The sequence below is a fragment of the Terriglobus sp. TAA 43 genome (assembly GCF_000800015.1).
Classification (GTDB): domain Bacteria; phylum Acidobacteriota; class Terriglobia; order Terriglobales; family Acidobacteriaceae; genus Terriglobus.
The window spans coordinates 2255334-2273542 of the sequence record NZ_JUGR01000001.1; the positions used below are offsets into that span (position 1 = coordinate 2255334).

Below are 18209 nucleotides of genomic sequence, written 5' to 3' on the forward strand. Positions count from 1 at the left end.
TGTGTTGCCTCCAGTTAAGTTGGTCGCGGACGAAGTGTTTCTGCAAAGAAAACTGCGGCAAATAACACAATCAGGAGCTTCGTCTACGAATTTTGGGCACTGCTCACCCGGGCCGGTCGGGCGAAAGTTGCTTGCGCCGTTTGACCAGGCTGCTCAGTACTCGATGTTGAGTGGTCGCTTTACGGGTATCGCACTCCCGCTGCTGCCAGAATTTCGGCCGGCGACGCGGTGCCGGTCGTTTGAAGCTTTTTCACGGTCACGGTAGCCGCAAGGTTTGCCAGCGTGGCAGCCTGCAACGGTGTTGCCCCTGTCGCCAGGGCGGCAGCAATCGTTGCAACCACGGTGTCTCCTGCGCCTACTGTGTCGATCGGGCTTTCAATAGGCCATCCTGCGATCAACGAAACTCTTCCATCGGCCGCCACGGCGATTCCCTTGTCACCGCGTGTAATAAAGGTCGGCTTGGAAGTGCGTTCGTAGATACGTGTTGCAAACTCGATGGCTCGTTCATCTTCATGCAGCGATTCAGGAGCTTCATTGAGAAGCTTTGCTGCTTCGCCCATGTTCACCTTCAGAAGAGCACCGGAGAATTTCTCCAGGTGGTGGCGTGCGTCCACAAGGAACACAGCCTTCTTCGAACTTGCAATGATGTCGTTCAAACGTTCAATCAGCTTTGGCGAGGACACACCGGTCTCTACCTGCTGATTGAGAATCACCACATCGTGCTTCGCTGCAGCGCTCTCCAATCGCTCCAGCAAACGTTCCGTAACGGATTCGCTCGATTCATTAAATCCACCGAAGTCGATCCGGCCTTCTTCCAGATTTCCGATGCATGGCTTGGCATAAACCATGGTTTGCCATGCGGCATCCTCGATGACATCGCAACTGCAATTGCGATAATCCGTCAGCATGCTATGCATCACTGCTCCGAATGGATCGGTACCACTGATGCCGATAGCCTGAACATGCCCTACATTCAGCGCTGCCAGATTCGCAACCACATTGCCAGCGCCGCCGAGTGAGTACCTCTGCCGTTGTACGCGCCGCACCTTCAGGCCTGTCTCCAGCGAATACTCCTCTTCGCCTTCATGCAGGTCCCAATAGGCATCAATACAAAAATCACCAAAGACCGCCAATGAGCTTGACTCCATACGAGTCAGAACAGACGAGAACCATTGATGAACATCTTCGGAGGCGCGTAGCCCCTCTTTCGTGACCGGCTTGGCGGCCTCTTGTTGGTGTTGTTTTTGCACGTAAAGCAAACTATGAGGACGTAAACATGACTGGCAAGCACGCGACCGGAAAAGCTGTACTTACGTGCTATGGAGGATGTGACGGCGAACTCCGGACCCGTCTGAAATAAGAGGAATCGCGCGGGTTCATGCGCTGAACAGCCCCAGATACAGCACCTTGGTTATTCTTAGTGCATTAAAAGTGAGTACGGTATTTGTCTTGAATATTTGAGCCAATACCAACTGCTGCCAGTACGCCTGTAAGTACAGGAAAAGGGGTAAGTGAGAACACATGCAGGACGCTCACACATTACTTTGGAATTTGTCTGCTTAAACCAACAAACAAGAGGAGTGCAATGGAACCGCTGCAAGTATGGTCTCTCAACGGGGAACGTTTTATAGGTGATACTCCCGAGGAGATACCATCGACAGTTAACTGGCTCAAGGGCTTATCAGATCCCGATGCCGTGGTTCCTGACGTTCTTTGCCTGCAGGACTTTCGCGCCAGTATGGTTGCGTATCTCAGCCCACTGCCTTACTTCTCATTTGTTCCTATGACCATTCAGAGCTTCTGGGGCAAACGAGAATCTCTCGGCATCTGCATCGCATCACGTTGGCCCATCGATGAAATTGAAATCCATCACACATGGGGCGACGGCGTTGTACGCGACCTGGAGGGCGTAGGCGAAGACAACCAACGCACGAAGCCGCTCGATGAATCCGACGCACTCATCCTCAAGACGCAGAACCGCATCGCGGTTGCCTGCAGTGTGCATCGTCCCGGTGATGAAAAGCCCTTTCGCGTTGCCACGCATCATGGCTTCTGGGTACGTGACGGCATCCCCACTGCAAACCAGATGGACAGTACCGTTTCCGTCTGCCGCTTCCTCGAAGAACAAGGAAAGCGTTATGGCGGTTTGCTCTACGCAGCCGATTACAACCCGGACAAAGAGGGCAACGTACTACGCACGTATGAGCAATTCGGCGGCGTGGATTGTGTCCCGCTCGAAATACAGACAACCCTGGCTACGCATCATCCTGCGTACCGCTTTGGCATTCGCTCCGATTGCATGATGGTCTGGCCCGACAGCGAAGGGCAGTATCACTATGCCGTCGAAGATATTCACCTGGACCCAACTCCCGGCAGCGATCACGATATGCTCTGCGGCAGAGTCAGCTTTCTTGATGCACCGCTGGAGAATACCTTCGGACATCTGACCGCCATCTGCCGATAGACGTTCAACCGGCGATGGGCAGGTTCCAGTGGAAATGCACCGCCGCCATGCGCGTCACAAAGCAGCAGACAATCCCTGCCAAATCCGCCATCGGCGGCTTAATGCCAGACTTCCGCAGAGTGACGGTAACGGCAGCTCCAAGAAGAGCCGCAGCCGCATAAACATCCGCCTTCAACACATTCGGAATCTGATTGATCAAGACGTCGCGAAGAGTGCCACCACCAACCGCCGTCAGTCCACCCAGCATCGTTGCCATCAGTGGATGAATACCGTATTCAATCGCCTTGGTGGCACCGGCTACCGCAAAAAGACTTAGACCCGCCGCATCCAGAACCTGCACCCAGCCCTCGCCGCTGGCGGCTATGGATGTGCGCAATGTGAAGACGATCAATCCCGCAACCAGAGCGGTGGCCACATAGCGCCAGTCGCGCATGGCATTCGGAGGCGTCGCGCCCAGCAAAAGGTCGCGCACAATACCGCCGCCCAATGCCGTAAGAAACGCAACCACCAGAACCCCAAGGAGATCCAGCCGAACATGTACGCCAGTGGTGGCTCCTTCGGCGGCGAAAAGAGCGGTGCCGATCAGGTCAAGAAACAGCAAAAGGTGGTCGCGCACACGCATGTGCCCCACTATAAAGTGCCGTGCCACTTTACGACGCAATGCAATCTATCGGACATATTCATTTGCCAAACAAATTTCGGCGAGCGTCTACTCGCTAATACAGACTTCCGAGTCGCTCAGACATTGGCTACGCCTGTCCGGCCCGTGCATTTACACGCACTTCAACCGTTGGCAAGGAGGGGGTTCCCGTGGAAGCCGTCAGCACCCAAGCGCTTGCGTACTCTCATCGAAAAAACCCAAATCAAACGTACGACTCCATCTGCCACCGCTGCTTCTCCACAGTGGCGACGGAGAGCAACGAGAGTGCCCTCGCAAAACACGAACAGCAGCATGAGTGTGGAGCGATGGCCCAGGCCCGGACGCTGATGCATAAAGACACATACATGTCCGCCGGACGAATGATTTCCTCTTCAGTAGACGCTGCCTGAAAGGCCGCCCTTCCGTTAACGCAGCGGTGTCGGAGCGATCGTGATGGAGCGACGATGAAGCGACGTTCCTGCCTCCGGCACGCTGCCATCATTCACCAAAACCTCTGCCGGCTCTGCTTCAAACGGAATACGAATCGTGGCCTTGCCGTGTGCGGGAACGCGTAGCGGAAGTGTGTTGGTCAGCGTTCCGGCGCGCACAGTCACAGGGACCTCAGCATCAGTTCCGCCGGTGTTCTGCACCTCGACCGCAACAAGCCATGAACCTGCCTGTGCCACTTCCTTATCACCGCCCCAGCGGGCGCGAGGATCATCCGTTGGTGCCTGCACTTCTCTGCCAATGGGACCGCCGTAGGCTTGCTGATGCTGCGGCAGCAGGTTTGCAGGTGCTGTGGCGCGCTCAATTTTGCGCGGCGCAATCGCCGCAATCTCCAGTTGCGGCAGCGTGCCGGTGCCCTGAATCCAGTTCTGGAAGAACCAATCCAGCTTTTTCGTTCCGGCAACCTGCTGCACCATCTGTTCGAAACTCGCGGTCTCCTGTGCAGCAGACCCGGGCGTATTTTCCTGCTTCAATCGCCAGCCGGACAACGCTCCCTGCAGAGATTCCTCGCCAACAATGTTTCGCAGCATCTGCAGCACGTAAGCAGAACGCACACGCGCACATGAAAGTTGTGTGCAAGTCGATAGCGACGTAACAGGGCCATCCACAACCGGCGCGTCCGACGAAGAAGAACTCATCTGCGGCGCGGCATCCGCATCCATCTGCCGCAAGCGCTTCGATTCCGCCGCCAGTCCAGCGAGCGCCGTGCTGCGGTCATTGCCGCGTTCGGCCCACAGAGCCTGCATAAACTCCGGAATGCCATCACGAAGCCATGCAGCATCAAGACCATCCGGGAGCCACGCCGACGTCAGCGGCACCACCAGCGAAGGCGCAATCGCCGCAGGCTGCGCCGTGCGCAACGGAGCCACCAGGAGCGCGCCATCCGCATACCCGGCAGCATCGGGAATCGGCAGATCAATCACATCCAGCGGACGCGACGGCTTGGGACCCAGCCACTGTTCCAGCATCGGGCGTACTCGCGCAGCAGTTTCGCCAATCGAAGCAGCACGATCTGCCGCATCCGTGACGACACGCACCAGGCCGCCTGCCACTTCCTGAGGCGCAGCCAGCGTCACGAACAACGAAGGCGTGCGAGGCCCCAGCTTGGCCATCGACCATGTCGCCGTGGCAACTCCCTCTGCAGCAGCGGTCAGGTGCTGACGATTGCCACAGAAGAATGCTGCATCCGGCTGCGCACCCTCATATTCCAGCGTGAGATGAAGCGCAAAGGCGCTCTCCACTTCGCGCGCGCGGCTCGCCTCCACAGTTTTCGGCACGGCCGCTCCATCTTTCAGAAGCGCAGGATCGCCGGTAACGGGATACCACAGCACATTCCCCAAACCGCGCAGGCCGGTAAAGGCGTCCGTAACCGTGTCCCAATCCGTGCGAACGGCAACTGCCGAGGGTGCTCCCAGCTCCAGCAGGCGCGCCCCGCTTGCCGCGATCGTGCCACCGTAATAGAGATCCAGCTTTGCGACAGCACCCGGTGCAAGAGCTTCCGGCAGAGTGAACACACCCTCGGAAGCAACACCCGTATGATCCAGATCGTCGCGGAGATGATGCTGCTCCAACTTGAGCGGACCACCCTGGGCAATCCGCGCGCTCTCCCATTTCAACGCGCCAGAAACCTGCAACGCAATCGTAGAAAGCGGCTGCGTTCCAGTGTTCTTCACCGTGACCTGCGCACGAACTTCGGCAAGCCCGGTGTGTGTATTGAGATGAAAATCCAAATCGCGCGCAGCAACAAGAGGTGCGCGACGCGCCTCCGCTGGCACCTGCGCCGCAGCAGCAAGATCCGCTTCCGTAACAACCAGAGGCGACACAGACGCCACCGCGTCCTCAGAGCTACTGGAAGACGACTCCGCAGATACTGTCTGTGACGGCTCTACCGGTGAGGCATCGTCATCTGCCGCATCATCGGGCGAACGTCTGCGCAAACGTGGCGGATGCGCACTGGAAGAAACTCCGGGTTTCGCCGGGGTAACGGCAGGCTGCTCCGCTTCCGGCGCAACAGGCTCTTCGTGGCGCTCAAACAGCACGGTGCCCTTCGACGCAGGCTGCTGTTGTTGTTCCGTCTGCGGTTGCGGTTCAGTTTGCTGAGCGAAAGACGCAACAGGCAGCAGCGATGCCGCTGCAAGCAGATACGGAACGAGCCGGTGTGGATGGGAATGCGACATGAAAATCTTCAGAAAATGGGCGGCTACGAGCCGAGACCCTTCCGTGGCTTGGACGCCTTCGCGGGCGGTTCGGCAGCAGGACGCTGCTTGACCCGACGCTGCCGCGCGGCCTCATACATCACGACCGCCCCCGCAACCGACACATTCAGCGACGGCACAGCACCCGCCATCGGGATACGCAGGAGGAAATCGCAAGTGCGCTTCGTAAGGTCGTGCAGGCCCGCACCCTCGCGCCCCATCACCAGGCAGATGTCGGCGTTGAAGTCGAACTGGTCGTAGTCCATGGTGCCGCGCTCGTCGAGCCCGACAATCCAGATGTTCTGCTTCTTCAGGTCCTCGAGCGATCGCACCAGATTCGTAACTTTAGCCACGCGAACATGCTCGGTTGCCCCGGCAGACGCCTTCGCCGCAGCCCCACTCAGGGGAGCCGACCGGCGCTCGGGCAGCAATACGCCGTCCACGCCAGCACCATCCGCCGTACGCAGAAGGGCACCCATGTTGTGAGGGTCTTCCACTCCATCCAGGGCCAGAAAGAACCGCTTCGCTTCGCTACCCGAATAAATTAAGTCTTCAATCGTCAGCAACTTGCGTTCTTTAAGGAATGCCACCGCACCACCGTGGTTTTCACTCCGGCTCATGCGCTGCAGCTCTTCCCGGCTGCCATGGCTCACGCGGACGCGCGCCGCACGGCACAGGTCGAGCAGGGCGGCCACACGCGGATTGGCGGGGCCGGAAAGGACGGTGATATGGTCCAGGTCTTTGGGCCGTACACGGACGGCTTCGGTGACGGGATGGAGCCCGAAGAGAATCTCCATACTCCCAGTCTACGCGGAGGCAATCCTCCCCGGAAAATAGAGCTTTTCATCCGCCGTTCATCCACCCTAAAATGGATGGGCCGGACCGCATTGCACACTTCGTGTACTTCAGGGACAACTTTTCCACATGCTGAAAGAAAATTCTTTCGGGAGCCGCGTCTTTTCCGAGCAACCCCGCGTCAACAATGATGTGCAGGGTGCTTTGTCCATTACGGCGGCAATGCTGGAAGCCAGCGAGCAGGAAAACGCTGCGATTGCGTACGGCCTGAAGCAGCAGGATCCTGAGTTGCTGGATCGCCTGATCGACACCTATCAGCACCGCCTGATGCGTTACCTGACCTTCCTCACCGGCAAGCGTGAAACCGCTGAAGACCTGTTCCAGGAGACCTGGATGCGCGTGCTAATGCGCGGCGCACAGTACAACGGCAAGGCCCGCTTTGATACGTGGTTGTTCACCATCGCCCGCAACCTTGCCATTGACCTTTCGCGTAAACGCACAATGGCATCGCTGGATGAACTGCAGGACCCGGGCAATGACGAGCGCCCCTTTGAGATTGCGATTGACGGACCTTCGCCGTTTGAGCAGTTTTGCTCCCGTGAAGATGCCGCAGAAGTAAGCGCCGTGCTGCTGGACCTGCACGCGTCCTACCGCGAAGTGCTGGTTCTGCGCTTCCATGAGGAAATGGCGCTGGAAGAGATTGCAGCTGTCACGAAGTCCCCGCTTTCCACGGTGAAGTCGCGTTTGTATCGCGGCCTTGCTGCGTTAAAGCCGCAGATTGAGAAGCTCCGTCGTGAGCGGAACCTCGTCCCAAGGACGGCCGCTCAGGGAGGGCTCTCTTGAGCATGGCAATTTCGGAGGACCCGCGCACCCCAGGTTTTGATGCACGCGCGGCGGTGGTTAACCGTACCCACCGCGTTATCCGCCAGCGTGCCAATGCCATGCGGGAGCGCAAGCGTACTACCCGCGATCTGATTGTTCCGTTCGTTGTCTGCTCGGCTCTTCTGCTTTTCATTGCAGCCGCCGTGCTGCACGTAACGGATGAAAGCATCTCCGACATCGCCGGTATCTGGAAACGCATTGTGGATCTGGGCGCGGATGCGGGCAGCGAAGTAAGTCTGCTGTTGCTTTGGTTTCTGCCTCTTTCGGTTATCACTGCTGCAGTAGTACTGCTCCGCCGCAATCGTCGTCCGTCGGACCGCAATGACAAGGTAAGGTAAGGCCCATGGTGTGGAAGACGGAACGTAGCCAGCGACCGGACGTGGAACAGAGCGACGACGAGCTGAAAATGATTCCGCTCTGGTCGGTCATCCTGTCCGTCATGGTGTTCGCCGGTATCCAGATGCTCAGCTATGGATATTTTGGTGGCCCCCCTCCCGGTGGACCCCGCCATGGCAATCCCATCATGCATGCCATTGGCAGCTATAGCTGGGGAGCCGCTCTGGCCAGCTATGTTCTGCTGATTGGTTACATCAGCCGCGATGTGAAGCGTCGCAATATGCGTCCCGCATTGTGGATGCTGATTGTGCTGGTCATGCCCGGCGGCATCGGCGCCATCGTTTACTTCCTGTTGCGCCAGCCCATTCTGAGCCGCTGCCCCTCATGCCGCACAGAAGTCGCCAGCGACTTCCACTTCTGCCCGCAGTGCCAGTTCCAGATGAAGCCGGTCTGCGGTCAGTGCTTCCGCGGCGTGCACATCACCGATGTGTACTGCACCAACTGTGGCCATGACCTTGCAGAAGACGCCATGCCCGCACGGCTGCGCTCCTACAGCGACTAACGATCAGTCTCGCATCGCCGCCCCAGCGGATACCCATAACAGTCATAGTTGTCACCCATAGTTGTCCCCAAACGTACCTGCCGGAAACTTCCGCAGCGATTCGGCATACGTTGCGCGTACTTGCTACAAAGGATGGAAGTCTTTCTTTGGAGCCCCCTATGCGCTTTCTGACCGTTGCGCCGTTTGTCCTGTTTGCCGCGAGTGTTTCCGCACAAAATCTGACCTCGCAACCTGCACCCACCGGCGCACAGAAGCCATTGGTACCGCTGGAGACATTGCCGTACTCACCAGTGCTGAACCTCACCAGCCTGGACCGCAGCGTGAATCCCTGCGACGACTTTTACAAATTTGCATGTGGCGGCTGGCAGAAGAACAATCCCATCCCTGCCGATCAGTCCGCATGGAGCGTCTACGGCAAACTGACTTACGAGAACCAGCAGTTTCTTTGGGGCATTCTGCGCGATGCCGCAGCCATGAAAGATCGCAATGCCACCCAGCAGAAGATTGGCGACTACTTCGCAGGCTGCACCGACGAACCTGCAATTGATAAGCGTGGTTTCGATCCAGTAAAGCCCGCACTCACCCGCATTGCAGATTACAAGTCACGTGAAGCCCTGCTGAAAGATCTGCCCGCCTTCGCAGTCGATGTGGATGGTTCGTTCTTCTTCAACGCCGGTTCTACACAAGACCCGCAAAACGCAAACGACGTCATCGCCGGCGAAGACGCGGGTGGGCTCGGCCTGCCCGACCGTGACTACTACCTGAAGACCGACCCGAAGAGCGTAGAGATTCGACAGAAGTACGTCGCCTACATCGAGAAGCTGCTCACCATGAGCGGTGAATCCGCAACACAGGCAAAGACCGATGCAGACGCGGTGATGAAGCTTGAGACTGCGCTGGCAACAGCGTCGCTTTCGCGCGTGGATCGCCGCGATCCCTACAAGATCTTTCATCGCCTCACGCTTGCCGACCTGCAGAAGCAGGTCCCTGCGGTGGATTGGGCACACTTCTATCAACTCGCCGGAGCGCAGAGCTTCACCACGCTGAACATCTCGCAGCCAGAGTTCAACAAGGCTCTGCAACAACAACTCACAACGGCACCGCTGAATACGTTGAAGGCTTATCTACGCTTCCACGCTCTGACCTCGGCCGCACCACAGATGAGCAAGCCCTGGCGCGAAGCGCAGTTCGACTTCTTCAGCCACTACCTGCGCGGCGTTCCCTCCATGTCACCACGCTGGCGTACATGCACACGCCAGGTGGATGACTACATGGGTGAGGCACTGGGGCAGGAGTTTGTGCGCCGCACCTTCTCCGCGGACACACGCGCAAAGACGCAGTTGATGACCAATCTCATTGAAGACTCTATGAAGCAGGAGATTGAGCACCTCGACTGGATGAGTCCTGCAACAAAGGCCGAGGCGCTGAAGAAGCTGAAGACCATTCGCAACAAGATTGGTTATCCCGATCATTGGCGCGACTATTCGAAGCTGACCGTTACAAGCAACGATTACTTCGCCGATTATCACAACGCAGTGATGTTCGAAAGTGAACGCGACTTTGGCAAGATCGGCAAGCCCGTAGATCGCAATGAATGGATGATGTCACCGCCGACGGTAAACGCTTACTACGATCCGCAGATGAATGACATCAACTTTCCAGCGGGCGTTCTGCAGCCACCGCTGTATGAAGCAAAGGCCGACGACGCGCCGAACTACGGCAACACCGGATCAACGATTGGCCATGAATTAACGCATGGTTTCGACGATCAAGGACGCCAGTTCGATGCAGAAGGAAACCTGCGCGACTGGTGGACAAAGGAAGACGCAAAGGGCTTTGAAGACCACATCAACTGCCTGCGCGATCAGTTCGCCGCATACACCGTTGTCGATGACATTCACATCAACAGCAAGCTGACAAGCGGTGAAGATGTAGCCGACCTCGGCGGCACGTTGATTGCTTACATGGCGTGGAAGAAAGCAACCGAAGGCGAATCGTTAAAGCCCGTTGACGGCTTCACACCAGATCAGCGCTTCTTCGTCGGATTTGCGCAGTGGGCGTGTGAGAGCCAGCGACCGGAACAGCTTCGTATGAATGCGCTTACCAACGAACACTCGCCGGGCTATGCACGCATCAATGGCATTGTGGTGAACATGCCGGAATTTGCGAAAGCATTTCAATGTGCAAAGACAGCGCCCATGGTGAAAGCCAACGTCTGTAGAGTCTGGTAATCGGACGCGGTTCTCTTTTTTGCACAACAGGCAACGAGAGGACCGCGACCTTTGCTCCAAGTGTGTGTCCACTTCAATGCAGTTCGGAAGTGAGGGAGCACGAATGAACACAAAGACACGTATCGCAACACTCGTACTTGGCGCCGGCATGATCGCCGCGCCTGCAGCACTTTTCGCTCAGGGCCCACCGCCACCGCCGCCAGGCTACGGCCAGGGACCCGGACGTTGGGATGCACCCCCTCGCGAATATACCCGCGATATCCAGCGCCAGGGTTATCGTGATGGCTTGTACGGTGCGCAGAAGGATTTTGAAAATCATCGCCGCCCCACAGTGATGAACCGCGATGAGTATCGCAACTATCGCGGACCAGATCGCCGTGGCTACCAGTCTGCTTTCCAGCGCGGCTACAACGCTTGGTGGGGCCACCAGCGTGGACCAGGTGGACCTCGCCCTTACTAAAAACTCGTGAACATGAGAAAGCCCGCACAGGATGCGGGCTTTCTTATTTCTGGTCGCTATCCGATGCGACCACTCTTAGCACGAACGATACTTGTCGTTGAAACGGCGGCCTGCCTCCAGCATGACGATGGTTTCGCCCATACGCTTGTCGCGCGTCTCTTCCTTCTTCGCCGTAGTGATCCATTCGAGATATTCGCGTTTGCAACTGGGCGGCAGCGCCTCAAAGTTTGTCTTTGCGCTCTTCGATTTCTTCAGCAGAGCGGCGAACGCATCCGGCAGTTCAATCTCTTGCCGTGTACCTTTGCGCGTGCGGCCTTCCATCGCCGAACCAGCTTCGCCTTTGCGAATTAACTCGGCTGCATACTTCACATACTTCGATAGCTCCTTCGGAAGATCCTTCACGGAAGCAATCTGCCCGATGCTGCCCGCACCCTCCACCTTCGGCATCCCCTGCGACTGCAGGTACTCCGGCATCTTGGGGGACCAGAAACCGAAGCCGCAGTAATTCTTGAACGCCGCCATGAAACAAAGATTCTCGCCGTTCAGCGTGAAGAACGGGCGACTCCACTTCACCTCTTCCACGGCTTCAGGAACGGCCGTGTGCACCATCTGTCGTAGATGTTCCAGGATCGGTTTCGCATACTCAGGAGCCTTCGCAATCTGCGCGTCGATGCGCGAATCGAAGCTTTGCGCCGAGGGCTTTTTCGTGGGAGATTTCTTCGCCGTTGCCATGATGGCGGCAGTATATCCGCAACACATTCGTCTGCTAACGGAAACCACTGAAATCCGGCGACATCGTCACCGCGCACATCATTTCAGTTCCATGAAAATTCCCCTTGCATACGGCCTGCTCGCAGGAGCACTATCCTTGTCACCCCTGTGGCTGTGGCTCCCCTGGGAAGGAGGGTTTCCATGGTTCGCTCCATTTGGCTTCCTCTGCTTTTCACGCCGTTCCTGCTGTGGGCGCAGCAGGTTGTTCCTCCTGCAACAGAAACGCCCGTCGTTCCGGCAGTCCTGACCGATAAACCCGTCGACACCGCATCCACCCTGCCACCCACGGAAGGTCTGGCAGACACGCTGGCGGTGCGCGGACGTTATCTCGCCGCAATTCATGTTTATGAGCAGCTTCCCCCCACCGCACCCGTCCTGAACAAAATGGGCATCGCCTGCGAACACATGTTCATGTGGGATCGCGCACGTACCAGCTTCGAAGGCGCCATCAAGCTCAATCCAAAGTACGCCGAGGCTTACAACAACCTCGGGACGCTTTCGCACAGCCAGGGCGACCTGCCACGCGCGGAGAAAATGTATCGCAAGTCGCTGAAGCTGAAGCCTGACGATCCCAACACGCACCAGAATCTGGGCACGCTGTATTACGCGAAGCGAAACTTCCGCAAAGGCGACGCGGAGTATCGCAAGGCACTCGCGATTGATCCGGGAATCCTTGAACGCAGTGCGAATCGCGGCATTCCCTCAAATTCAAAAGTGAAGAGCGCCAGCGAAATCCACTATCACCTGGCCGCAACTTACGCGCAGGCAGGCAGCCAGAAGATGGCACTCGACTACCTTCGCAAAGCCATTCTGGAAGGCTTCCGCGATCGCAACCGTCTCATGCACGACAAGGAATTCGCAGACATGAGAACCAACGACGCCTTCCTGGCTATGGTCGAAGACATGCAGAAGAACTAGCCCCTCCCTCACGTCCTCGAGGGCGAGCGGCTTCACCATTGCGTGAAGCCGCTTTTGCTTGGGCCAAAACGAGCTACAAATCCACGCAGCAGCCAGCCTTTGATACAAAGGACATCGCAAGTAGGGAGAAGAGATGAGCACAGTGTGGACACGGCGACAGATGTTGCAATACACAGCGATAACCGCGGCTGGAGTGGTCTTCCGCCCGCTTCTCGCGCAGACATCGAACAACCGCCCACAGGTGAAGACAAAGCTCGGAACACTGGCTGGAGAAGAAACCGACGGCATCCGGCGTTTTCTCGGCATTCCCTTCGCACGACCGCCCATCGGCGCACTACGCTTTCGCGCACCCCAACCCGCGAAGCCATGGAGCGGCGTGCGCGACGCCACAAAGTTTGCCGCCAGCGCCATGCAGCCCAGCCACCCCAACCAAAACGAAGACTGCCTCTACCTGAACGTCTATGCGCCCTCAAAGGTAGACAAGCCACTCCCTGTCTTCGTGTGGATTCACGGTGGCGGATTCACCGGTGGCAGCCCCGTCGATGTCGACGGCGCCGTCTTCGCCAAGGACGACGTCATCATGGTCACCGTTCCGTATCGTCTGGGCGTCTTCGGCTTTCTCGACTGGTCGCCCTTGCTCGGTGCGGACTATGCGGATAGCGCAAACAATGGCCTGCGCGATCTCGTGATGTCGCTGCGTTGGGTGCATGAAAACATCGCTGCCTTCGGCGGCGATCCCACACGCGTCACTATCGGCGGACAATCCGCAGGTGCAAAGCTGACAGCATTCCTGTTGGCTGTAGAAGAAGCGCGCCCCTACTTCTCCGCGGCAATCTCTGAGAGCGGTGGCGGCGAACGCATCCTCGATACCGCAGGCGCCCATCACGTCACAGAAGCCTTCGCATCGCAGCTGACCGAGCGTAGCCCCGCTGCGATTCTTGCGTTGCCCTCGCAACAACTCATCGCACTGCAGGAACGCATGATCCAGGCCGCGCCAGGCAACTTTCCTCTGCGCGTACAAGGCGGCGGCCAACTGCTACCGCATCGCGCCATACCCGCCATCGCGGCAGGTACCTCACGCGGCAAACGACTGCTCATCGGCACGTGCCGTGATGAAAGCGCCTTCTATCTCGGCGAGCACGCCGCAGAGCCCAGCACGCAAAAGCGTCTCGGTAACTCCACGGAAGCGCAGTTCCAGGCTATCCTCGCGAAGTACGCCGCAATCTATCCGCAAATGTCTGTTGCAGACCGTAACATCCGCGCTCTCACCGCCGAAGAGTACTGGGTGCCAAGCATCCGTGTAGCAGACGCACACAAGAAAGGCGGTGGCAGCGCAACCTACTTCTATCGTCTTGACGAGACCGCAGCCACCGGCCCGCACAAAGGCACCAGCTACCACGCGTACGACATCGGTTACGTCTTTGAGCATCTCGCCACCGGCGAACCACCTGCAGCGCAGACACTCTCCAAAGAAATGCACACGGCATGGGTGAACTTCATCAAGGGCAACGCCCCCGCGGCAACTGGCCTGCCCACATGGCCACAGTGGGATGCAAAGCAGCGCGCCACCATGCTCTTCAACGCAACAAGCCAGGTACAGCAACAACCCGCAGAGGCAGAACTGCGCCTGTGGAATGGCTTCTCCTTTTCTTAAAAGCTGTAAGCCTCGGGTTTCGGAAATACATAATCTTCACAAATTCTCATTTTCCAGCTAGTTAATCGTTTGACTAATGCGGTATGCTTTCGCTGCCACAAAACAGTCGCCACTGCCTGTGCGCAAACATGCGACGACTGTTCGGCACACTAGGGAGATGCTGTTCATGACGTACCTGCCGCGTTCCGTTACTCGCCGTTCCCTCCTTGCTTCGCTTGCCGCCACCACGGGCTACGCCGTAGCGCAGAAAGTGATTCCCGGAATCCCAAACGTTGGCATCCGCTCAGACAACAACGCTGCGCGCACTGAATGTGGCGTGGGCGCGTTGATGCCCTGGGCCGACGGCCTCTATGCCGTCACCTACAACTCCTCCGGCAAACGCACCGGCACTGGCCTCGGCCTTTATCGACTCGAAGACGATCTGAAGATTGAGGCGCTCGACATGCCCAACGGTGTGTACGCCAATCGCTTCATTCATCACGCCAGCAACCAGTGCATCATCGGCCCATACATCATTGATTCCACCGGTAAGTGGCGGCGCATCGAAGGCCTCGTGGAACATCGCCTCACTTCTACAATGCCGCATCTCACTGATCCGAAGAACCGCGTCTACTTCATGACGATGGAAGGCCTCATGTTCGAGATGGATGTGAACGACCTCAAGCCACGCCTGCTGACCGATCTCACAAAGGATATGAGCATCAAGGCACAGCCACACTTCAAAGGTGGCTACACTGCGCAGGGTCGCGTTGTCGTCTCCAACAACGGCTTCTTCGCTTACGGCGAAACTCAAGCAGGTCTCTTCGAGTGGGACGGCAAAGGCCCATGGAGACGCATCAGCGACAAGCCGCACATGGACGTGGCTGCACGCGAAAACATGGGCAACGTGATGTTCGCCAGCGGATGGGATGAGAAGTCTGTACTTTTCCGCGCGCTCGTCAAAGGCGAGTGGCAACTCTACCGCCTGCCCAAGCCCTCACACGCGTTCGAGCAAGGTTGGCAGACCGAATGGATGCGCATCCGCGAAGTGGAAACCGAGCATTACATGATGGACATCCAGGGCATGTTCTATGAGCTGCAGCCCATCGCATTTGAAGATCGCATCTGGGGCGTGAAGCCCGTCTGCCAACATCTGCGCATCATCCCTGACTACTGCAGCTTCCGCGGCATGCTCGCACTCGGTGGAAACGAAACCACACCCAACAACGACAACAACGCTGTCGTTGGCCAACCGCAAAGCGGCATCTGGTTTGGCAAAACAGATGACCTATGGTCATGGGGCAAGCCAAAAGGATGGGGCGGTCCATGGCGCAAAGACATGGTCAAAGCGGGCGAACCATCAGACCCGTTCCTGTTCACCAGCTTCGAACACAAGATGCTTCACCTCATCAGCGACAAGGCAGGCACCGTTGAAATCCAGATTGACTTCCTCGGCGACGGCACTTGGGTGAAGTACGAAACAGTGAAGCTGGCCGCAGGCGAATATCACCCCGTCATCTTCCCCGAAGGCTTCAGCGCACAGTGGACACGCCTCGTCCCTGGCGTCTCCGCAAAGATGACCGCAGAGTTCATGTTCACCTAAATCTCTGTATGCAACTCTGGAATAAAAAAACGCAGCGTTCACTACGAACGCTGCGTTCTTGTTTTTTAACGAGCGCTTACTTCACGCGCTCGCGAATCTCCGTGCGCACCAGATACAGAAAGAACACCATCGAAAACGCCGCAGGTAACAGATACCCCGGCTGACGAGTTTGAAAAAACAGCGTCGCATTACCCAGCGAATAGAAGAAGCATCCGCCCAGCAACAACGCCCATCCCCAGCGCTTCAAACGCAAAAATCCGAACACACCAATCAGAATCATGGTCGCCACAGTAAGGATGGCGTACAGCGCACTGGTGCGGAACTGGTCGCGATGCGCAATGACATTGATCGCATTCGCCATCGACACAAACAGCATGAAGATGGCGATCATCGCCATGCCCGGCAACATGCGTGGGCCCTTCGATCCTTCAATGTCAGGCCGCACCGAACCCGGCGGCAGCTTGATGCGTTTTACTTCCTTCTCGCTCATCGTCTCTTTTCCAGTTACAGCGTCTTCAGGTAAGCCAGGATCGATGCAATGTCATCCGGCGAAACCTGCCCACCCAGCGGCGGCATCATGCCCCGCCCATGCTGAATGGTCCATGTAATACGTTCATCGTTTGCAGGCGCACCGCTTTGCAGATATGGGTTCTTGTAGACGCCCAACAACGAAGGACCATGCAGCGATCCCGTTTCGCGATCGTAATGACACTGCGCGCAATTCTGCTGATAGGCAACGTAGCCCGCATGTTCCTGCGGTGTCAGTTGGTTCAGCGGCTTCGGCGGCGGCACAGTCTTGCAACCCATCAACGCCACGCAAACTACCGACATCAGCAGCAGTCGCTTCACACCGCACGCTCCCGCATCTGCTTATAGGCCTTGTGAATGAACGATCCCATGTACCAGCCGTCAATGTACTTGTACGGCGTCTCGCCCGTCGTGTAATGCCCACACGGCAACACACGGCTCACAAAGTTCACACCACGCTTGCGGAAGTTGCTGAGTACATCCAGCGAAAACTCGCGCAGGAATGTCAGGTCCCACGGCGCATAAATCACCAGCGTCTGCCGCGTCTTCTCCGCAGCAAAGCGATCCATCACACTCATCGGACTGATCGACGTAAAGAGGGCGCGCACCTGTTCCTGAGTCAGCCCTTCGCGTTCAAACGCTGCACGAATATGCCTTGTGCTCTGCCCTGTCCAAACCACATCACCAAACCACGTCGACGCATGATTGAACGCACACACCTGAATACGCGGGTCAAAAGCCGCAGCCATGAAGCTGTAGCAGGAGCCAAGCGACGTACCTAACACACCGAACTGCTCATAGCCCTGCGCCTGCAACCAGTCCACGCAAGCGCGAATATCCACCACAGCCTGACGGCAAGCGGCAATCGTACGACCAATGTTGCTGCTCACCGCATAGTCGCTGCGTTCCAACTCAGCAGGCCGACGGATATCGTGATACGGTTTCGACAACCGCAGTCCTGCGATGCCGAACTTGTTGAAGATGGCACACAACGCGTTATGGCTGAACGCATCTGCATTCCACTGCGGCATCACCACGATGGCCTGTTTCTTACGCTTCGGATCTTTGTGTGCAGGCTCCGGATACCACCGCGCATTCACCGCATCATTCTCGGGATACTTCGAGTGCACAGGCGATGTGAACCGCAGAAACTCCGCCTTGTTCAACTTCCCGCTCGCAGCATCGTCCTTAAGCTGCTGGTCCTGCGCCAGCGTCTCCGGCCTGACATTCGTCGGGAATAACTCCGGGTGTCGATGTTCCAACCGAAAGTCCGTCGGCACGGCGTAGCCGTAGAACTCCGCATTGCGCGCGACGATCTCTTCATTCACGCGCATCATGCGGTCCAGCGCATCCGCCGTGGTCAACTGTCCGGCCATGTCCAACCGATGCGACTCCGCGGCCAGCTCGCTAAAATCCGCAAGCCAGTCAAAACCCCACTCCAGCGGCCGAACCACGCGATTGGTATCGCGTGTTGTCAGTGCCGTCTCCCAGCGGATCATCCAATCCGCATACCACTTTCCAAGCATCTCTTTTAGGATATCTGACCACCCGGGACGTTGCAGCAGCGCACACAACTTGTTGATGAGCCAATCGCACTTGAAAAATTCCGTGCCGATTCGCACAGAAGGGGTATGCTTCCCACCAACAAAAGAATCTGCTTCTTCGCCTTCAGTTTCCGTGGGAT

The 18209-nt window shown here is 57.4% G+C and carries 17 protein-coding genes; 9 read left to right on the forward strand and 8 right to left on the reverse strand.

Features of this window, described 5'->3' with window-relative positions; translation table 11 throughout:
• Positions 1-179: 179 nt before the first annotated feature.
• Positions 180-1250, reverse strand: coding sequence for a bifunctional heptose 7-phosphate kinase/heptose 1-phosphate adenyltransferase (locus tag M504_RS09570; RefSeq protein ID WP_156993662.1), 1071 nt, complete (start codon positions 1248-1250; stop codon positions 180-182).
• Positions 1251-1585: 335 nt separating this feature from the next.
• Here M504_RS09570 and M504_RS09575 point away from each other — a divergent pair, with 335 nt between their 5' ends.
• Complete coding sequence (locus M504_RS09575) at positions 1586-2464, forward strand: hypothetical protein (RefSeq protein WP_047490569.1); 879 nt, start codon at positions 1586-1588, stop codon at positions 2462-2464.
• Positions 2465-2468: 4 nt separating this feature from the next.
• Here M504_RS09575 and M504_RS09580 read toward each other — a convergent pair whose 3' ends face one another.
• From M504_RS09580 to rlmB, 3 genes are all read right to left on the reverse strand, one after another.
• On the reverse strand, positions 2469-3086 hold the full coding sequence (locus tag M504_RS09580) for a trimeric intracellular cation channel family protein (protein ID WP_047490572.1): 618 nt from the start codon (positions 3084-3086) through the stop codon (positions 2469-2471).
• Positions 3087-3529: 443 nt separating this feature from the next.
• The gene (locus M504_RS09590; protein WP_047490579.1) at positions 3530-5788 is read right to left on the reverse strand and encodes a hypothetical protein; all 2259 of its coding nucleotides are present in this window, start codon (positions 5786-5788) and stop codon (positions 3530-3532) included.
• A 23-nt stretch (positions 5789-5811) separates the two neighbouring features.
• Positions 5812-6603: a 23S rRNA (guanosine(2251)-2'-O)-methyltransferase RlmB gene (gene rlmB, locus M504_RS09595; RefSeq protein WP_047490581.1), complete on the reverse strand. Its 792-nt coding sequence runs from the start codon at positions 6601-6603 to the stop codon at positions 5812-5814.
• A gap of 127 nt (positions 6604-6730) precedes the next feature.
• Here rlmB and M504_RS09600 point away from each other — a divergent pair, with 127 nt between their 5' ends.
• The 5 genes from M504_RS09600 to M504_RS09620 all read left to right on the forward strand — a co-directional run bounded on the left by M504_RS09600 (position 6731) and on the right by M504_RS09620 (position 11072).
• Positions 6731-7444 (forward strand): RNA polymerase sigma factor, encoded by a 714-nt coding sequence (locus M504_RS09600; RefSeq protein WP_047490585.1) that lies wholly within the window; start codon positions 6731-6733, stop codon positions 7442-7444.
• Between the two features lie 2 nt (positions 7445-7446).
• Positions 7447-7821, forward strand: coding sequence for a hypothetical protein (locus M504_RS09605; RefSeq protein ID WP_052200584.1), 375 nt, complete (start codon positions 7447-7449; stop codon positions 7819-7821).
• Between the two features lie 5 nt (positions 7822-7826).
• The gene (locus tag M504_RS09610) at positions 7827-8381 is read left to right on the forward strand and encodes a zinc ribbon domain-containing protein (RefSeq protein WP_047490588.1); all 555 of its coding nucleotides are present in this window, start codon (positions 7827-7829) and stop codon (positions 8379-8381) included.
• A gap of 158 nt (positions 8382-8539) precedes the next feature.
• Positions 8540-10612 (forward strand): M13 family metallopeptidase, encoded by a 2073-nt coding sequence (locus M504_RS09615; protein WP_047490592.1) that lies wholly within the window; start codon positions 8540-8542, stop codon positions 10610-10612.
• Positions 10613-10715: 103 nt separating this feature from the next.
• Complete coding sequence (locus M504_RS09620; RefSeq protein WP_047490595.1) at positions 10716-11072, forward strand: hypothetical protein; 357 nt, start codon at positions 10716-10718, stop codon at positions 11070-11072.
• 75 nt (positions 11073-11147) lie between these two features.
• On the opposite strand, the gene M504_RS09625 is transcribed toward M504_RS09620, so the two are convergent.
• Positions 11148-11804: a YdeI family protein gene (locus M504_RS09625; protein ID WP_198137565.1), complete on the reverse strand. Its 657-nt coding sequence runs from the start codon at positions 11802-11804 to the stop codon at positions 11148-11150.
• 180 nt (positions 11805-11984) lie between these two features.
• Here M504_RS09625 and M504_RS09630 point away from each other — a divergent pair, with 180 nt between their 5' ends.
• The 3 genes from M504_RS09630 to M504_RS09640 all read left to right on the forward strand — a co-directional run bounded on the left by M504_RS09630 (position 11985) and on the right by M504_RS09640 (position 15997).
• Entirely contained in the window at positions 11985-12761 is a 777-nt protein-coding gene (locus M504_RS09630; protein ID WP_052200586.1) for a tetratricopeptide repeat protein, read from the forward strand.
• Between the two features lie 133 nt (positions 12762-12894).
• Entirely contained in the window at positions 12895-14415 is a 1521-nt protein-coding gene (locus M504_RS09635) for a carboxylesterase/lipase family protein (protein ID WP_047490598.1), read from the forward strand.
• A gap of 166 nt (positions 14416-14581) precedes the next feature.
• Positions 14582-15997, forward strand: a complete 1416-nt coding sequence (locus tag M504_RS09640; RefSeq protein ID WP_156993664.1) for a hypothetical protein — start codon at positions 14582-14584, stop codon at positions 15995-15997.
• Positions 15998-16073: 76 nt separating this feature from the next.
• Here M504_RS09640 and M504_RS09645 read toward each other — a convergent pair whose 3' ends face one another.
• Genes M504_RS09645 through M504_RS09655 form a run of 3 tightly spaced genes read right to left on the reverse strand, consistent with a single transcriptional unit; the run spans position 16074 to position 18051 of the window.
• Entirely contained in the window at positions 16074-16487 is a 414-nt protein-coding gene (locus M504_RS09645) for a hypothetical protein (RefSeq protein ID WP_047490602.1), read from the reverse strand.
• Positions 16488-16501: 14 nt separating this feature from the next.
• On the reverse strand, positions 16502-16846 hold the full coding sequence (locus tag M504_RS09650; RefSeq protein ID WP_232296229.1) for a cytochrome c: 345 nt from the start codon (positions 16844-16846) through the stop codon (positions 16502-16504).
• Complete coding sequence (locus M504_RS09655) at positions 16843-18051, reverse strand: alpha/beta hydrolase family protein (RefSeq protein ID WP_047494314.1); 1209 nt, start codon at positions 18049-18051, stop codon at positions 16843-16845. The genes M504_RS09650 and M504_RS09655 overlap by 4 nt, the downstream gene beginning before the upstream one ends.
• Positions 18052-18209 lie beyond the last annotated feature (158 nt).

Bases quoted from the DNA above. Each gene is read 5' to 3' on its own strand.
- M504_RS09610 (WP_047490588.1), top strand. From the start codon at position 7,827: ATGGTGTGGAAGACGGAACGTAGCCAGCGACCGGACGTGGAACAGAGC.
- rlmB (WP_047490581.1), bottom strand. From the start codon at position 6,603: ATGGAGATTCTCTTCGGGCTCCATCCCGTCACCGAAGCCGTCCGTGTA.
- M504_RS09630 (WP_052200586.1), top strand. From the start codon at position 11,985: ATGGTTCGCTCCATTTGGCTTCCTCTGCTTTTCACGCCGTTCCTGCTG.
- M504_RS09645 (WP_047490602.1), bottom strand. From the start codon at position 16,487: ATGAGCGAGAAGGAAGTAAAACGCATCAAGCTGCCGCCGGGTTCGGTG.
- M504_RS09655 (WP_047494314.1), bottom strand. From the start codon at position 18,051: ATGCTTGGAAAGTGGTATGCGGATTGGATGATCCGCTGGGAGACGGCA.
- M504_RS09590 (WP_047490579.1), bottom strand. From the start codon at position 5,788: ATGTCGCATTCCCATCCACACCGGCTCGTTCCGTATCTGCTTGCAGCG.
- M504_RS09605 (WP_052200584.1), top strand. From the start codon at position 7,447: ATGGCAATTTCGGAGGACCCGCGCACCCCAGGTTTTGATGCACGCGCG.
- M504_RS09615 (WP_047490592.1), top strand. From the start codon at position 8,540: ATGCGCTTTCTGACCGTTGCGCCGTTTGTCCTGTTTGCCGCGAGTGTT.
- M504_RS09635 (WP_047490598.1), top strand. From the start codon at position 12,895: ATGAGCACAGTGTGGACACGGCGACAGATGTTGCAATACACAGCGATA.
- M504_RS09640 (WP_156993664.1), top strand. From the start codon at position 14,582: ATGACGTACCTGCCGCGTTCCGTTACTCGCCGTTCCCTCCTTGCTTCG.
- M504_RS09580 (WP_047490572.1), bottom strand. From the start codon at position 3,086: ATGCGTGTGCGCGACCACCTTTTGCTGTTTCTTGACCTGATCGGCACC.
- M504_RS09600 (WP_047490585.1), top strand. From the start codon at position 6,731: ATGCTGAAAGAAAATTCTTTCGGGAGCCGCGTCTTTTCCGAGCAACCC.
- M504_RS09625 (WP_198137565.1), bottom strand. From the start codon at position 11,804: ATGGCAACGGCGAAGAAATCTCCCACGAAAAAGCCCTCGGCGCAAAGC.
- M504_RS09620 (WP_047490595.1), top strand. From the start codon at position 10,716: ATGAACACAAAGACACGTATCGCAACACTCGTACTTGGCGCCGGCATG.
- M504_RS09575 (WP_047490569.1), top strand. From the start codon at position 1,586: ATGGAACCGCTGCAAGTATGGTCTCTCAACGGGGAACGTTTTATAGGT.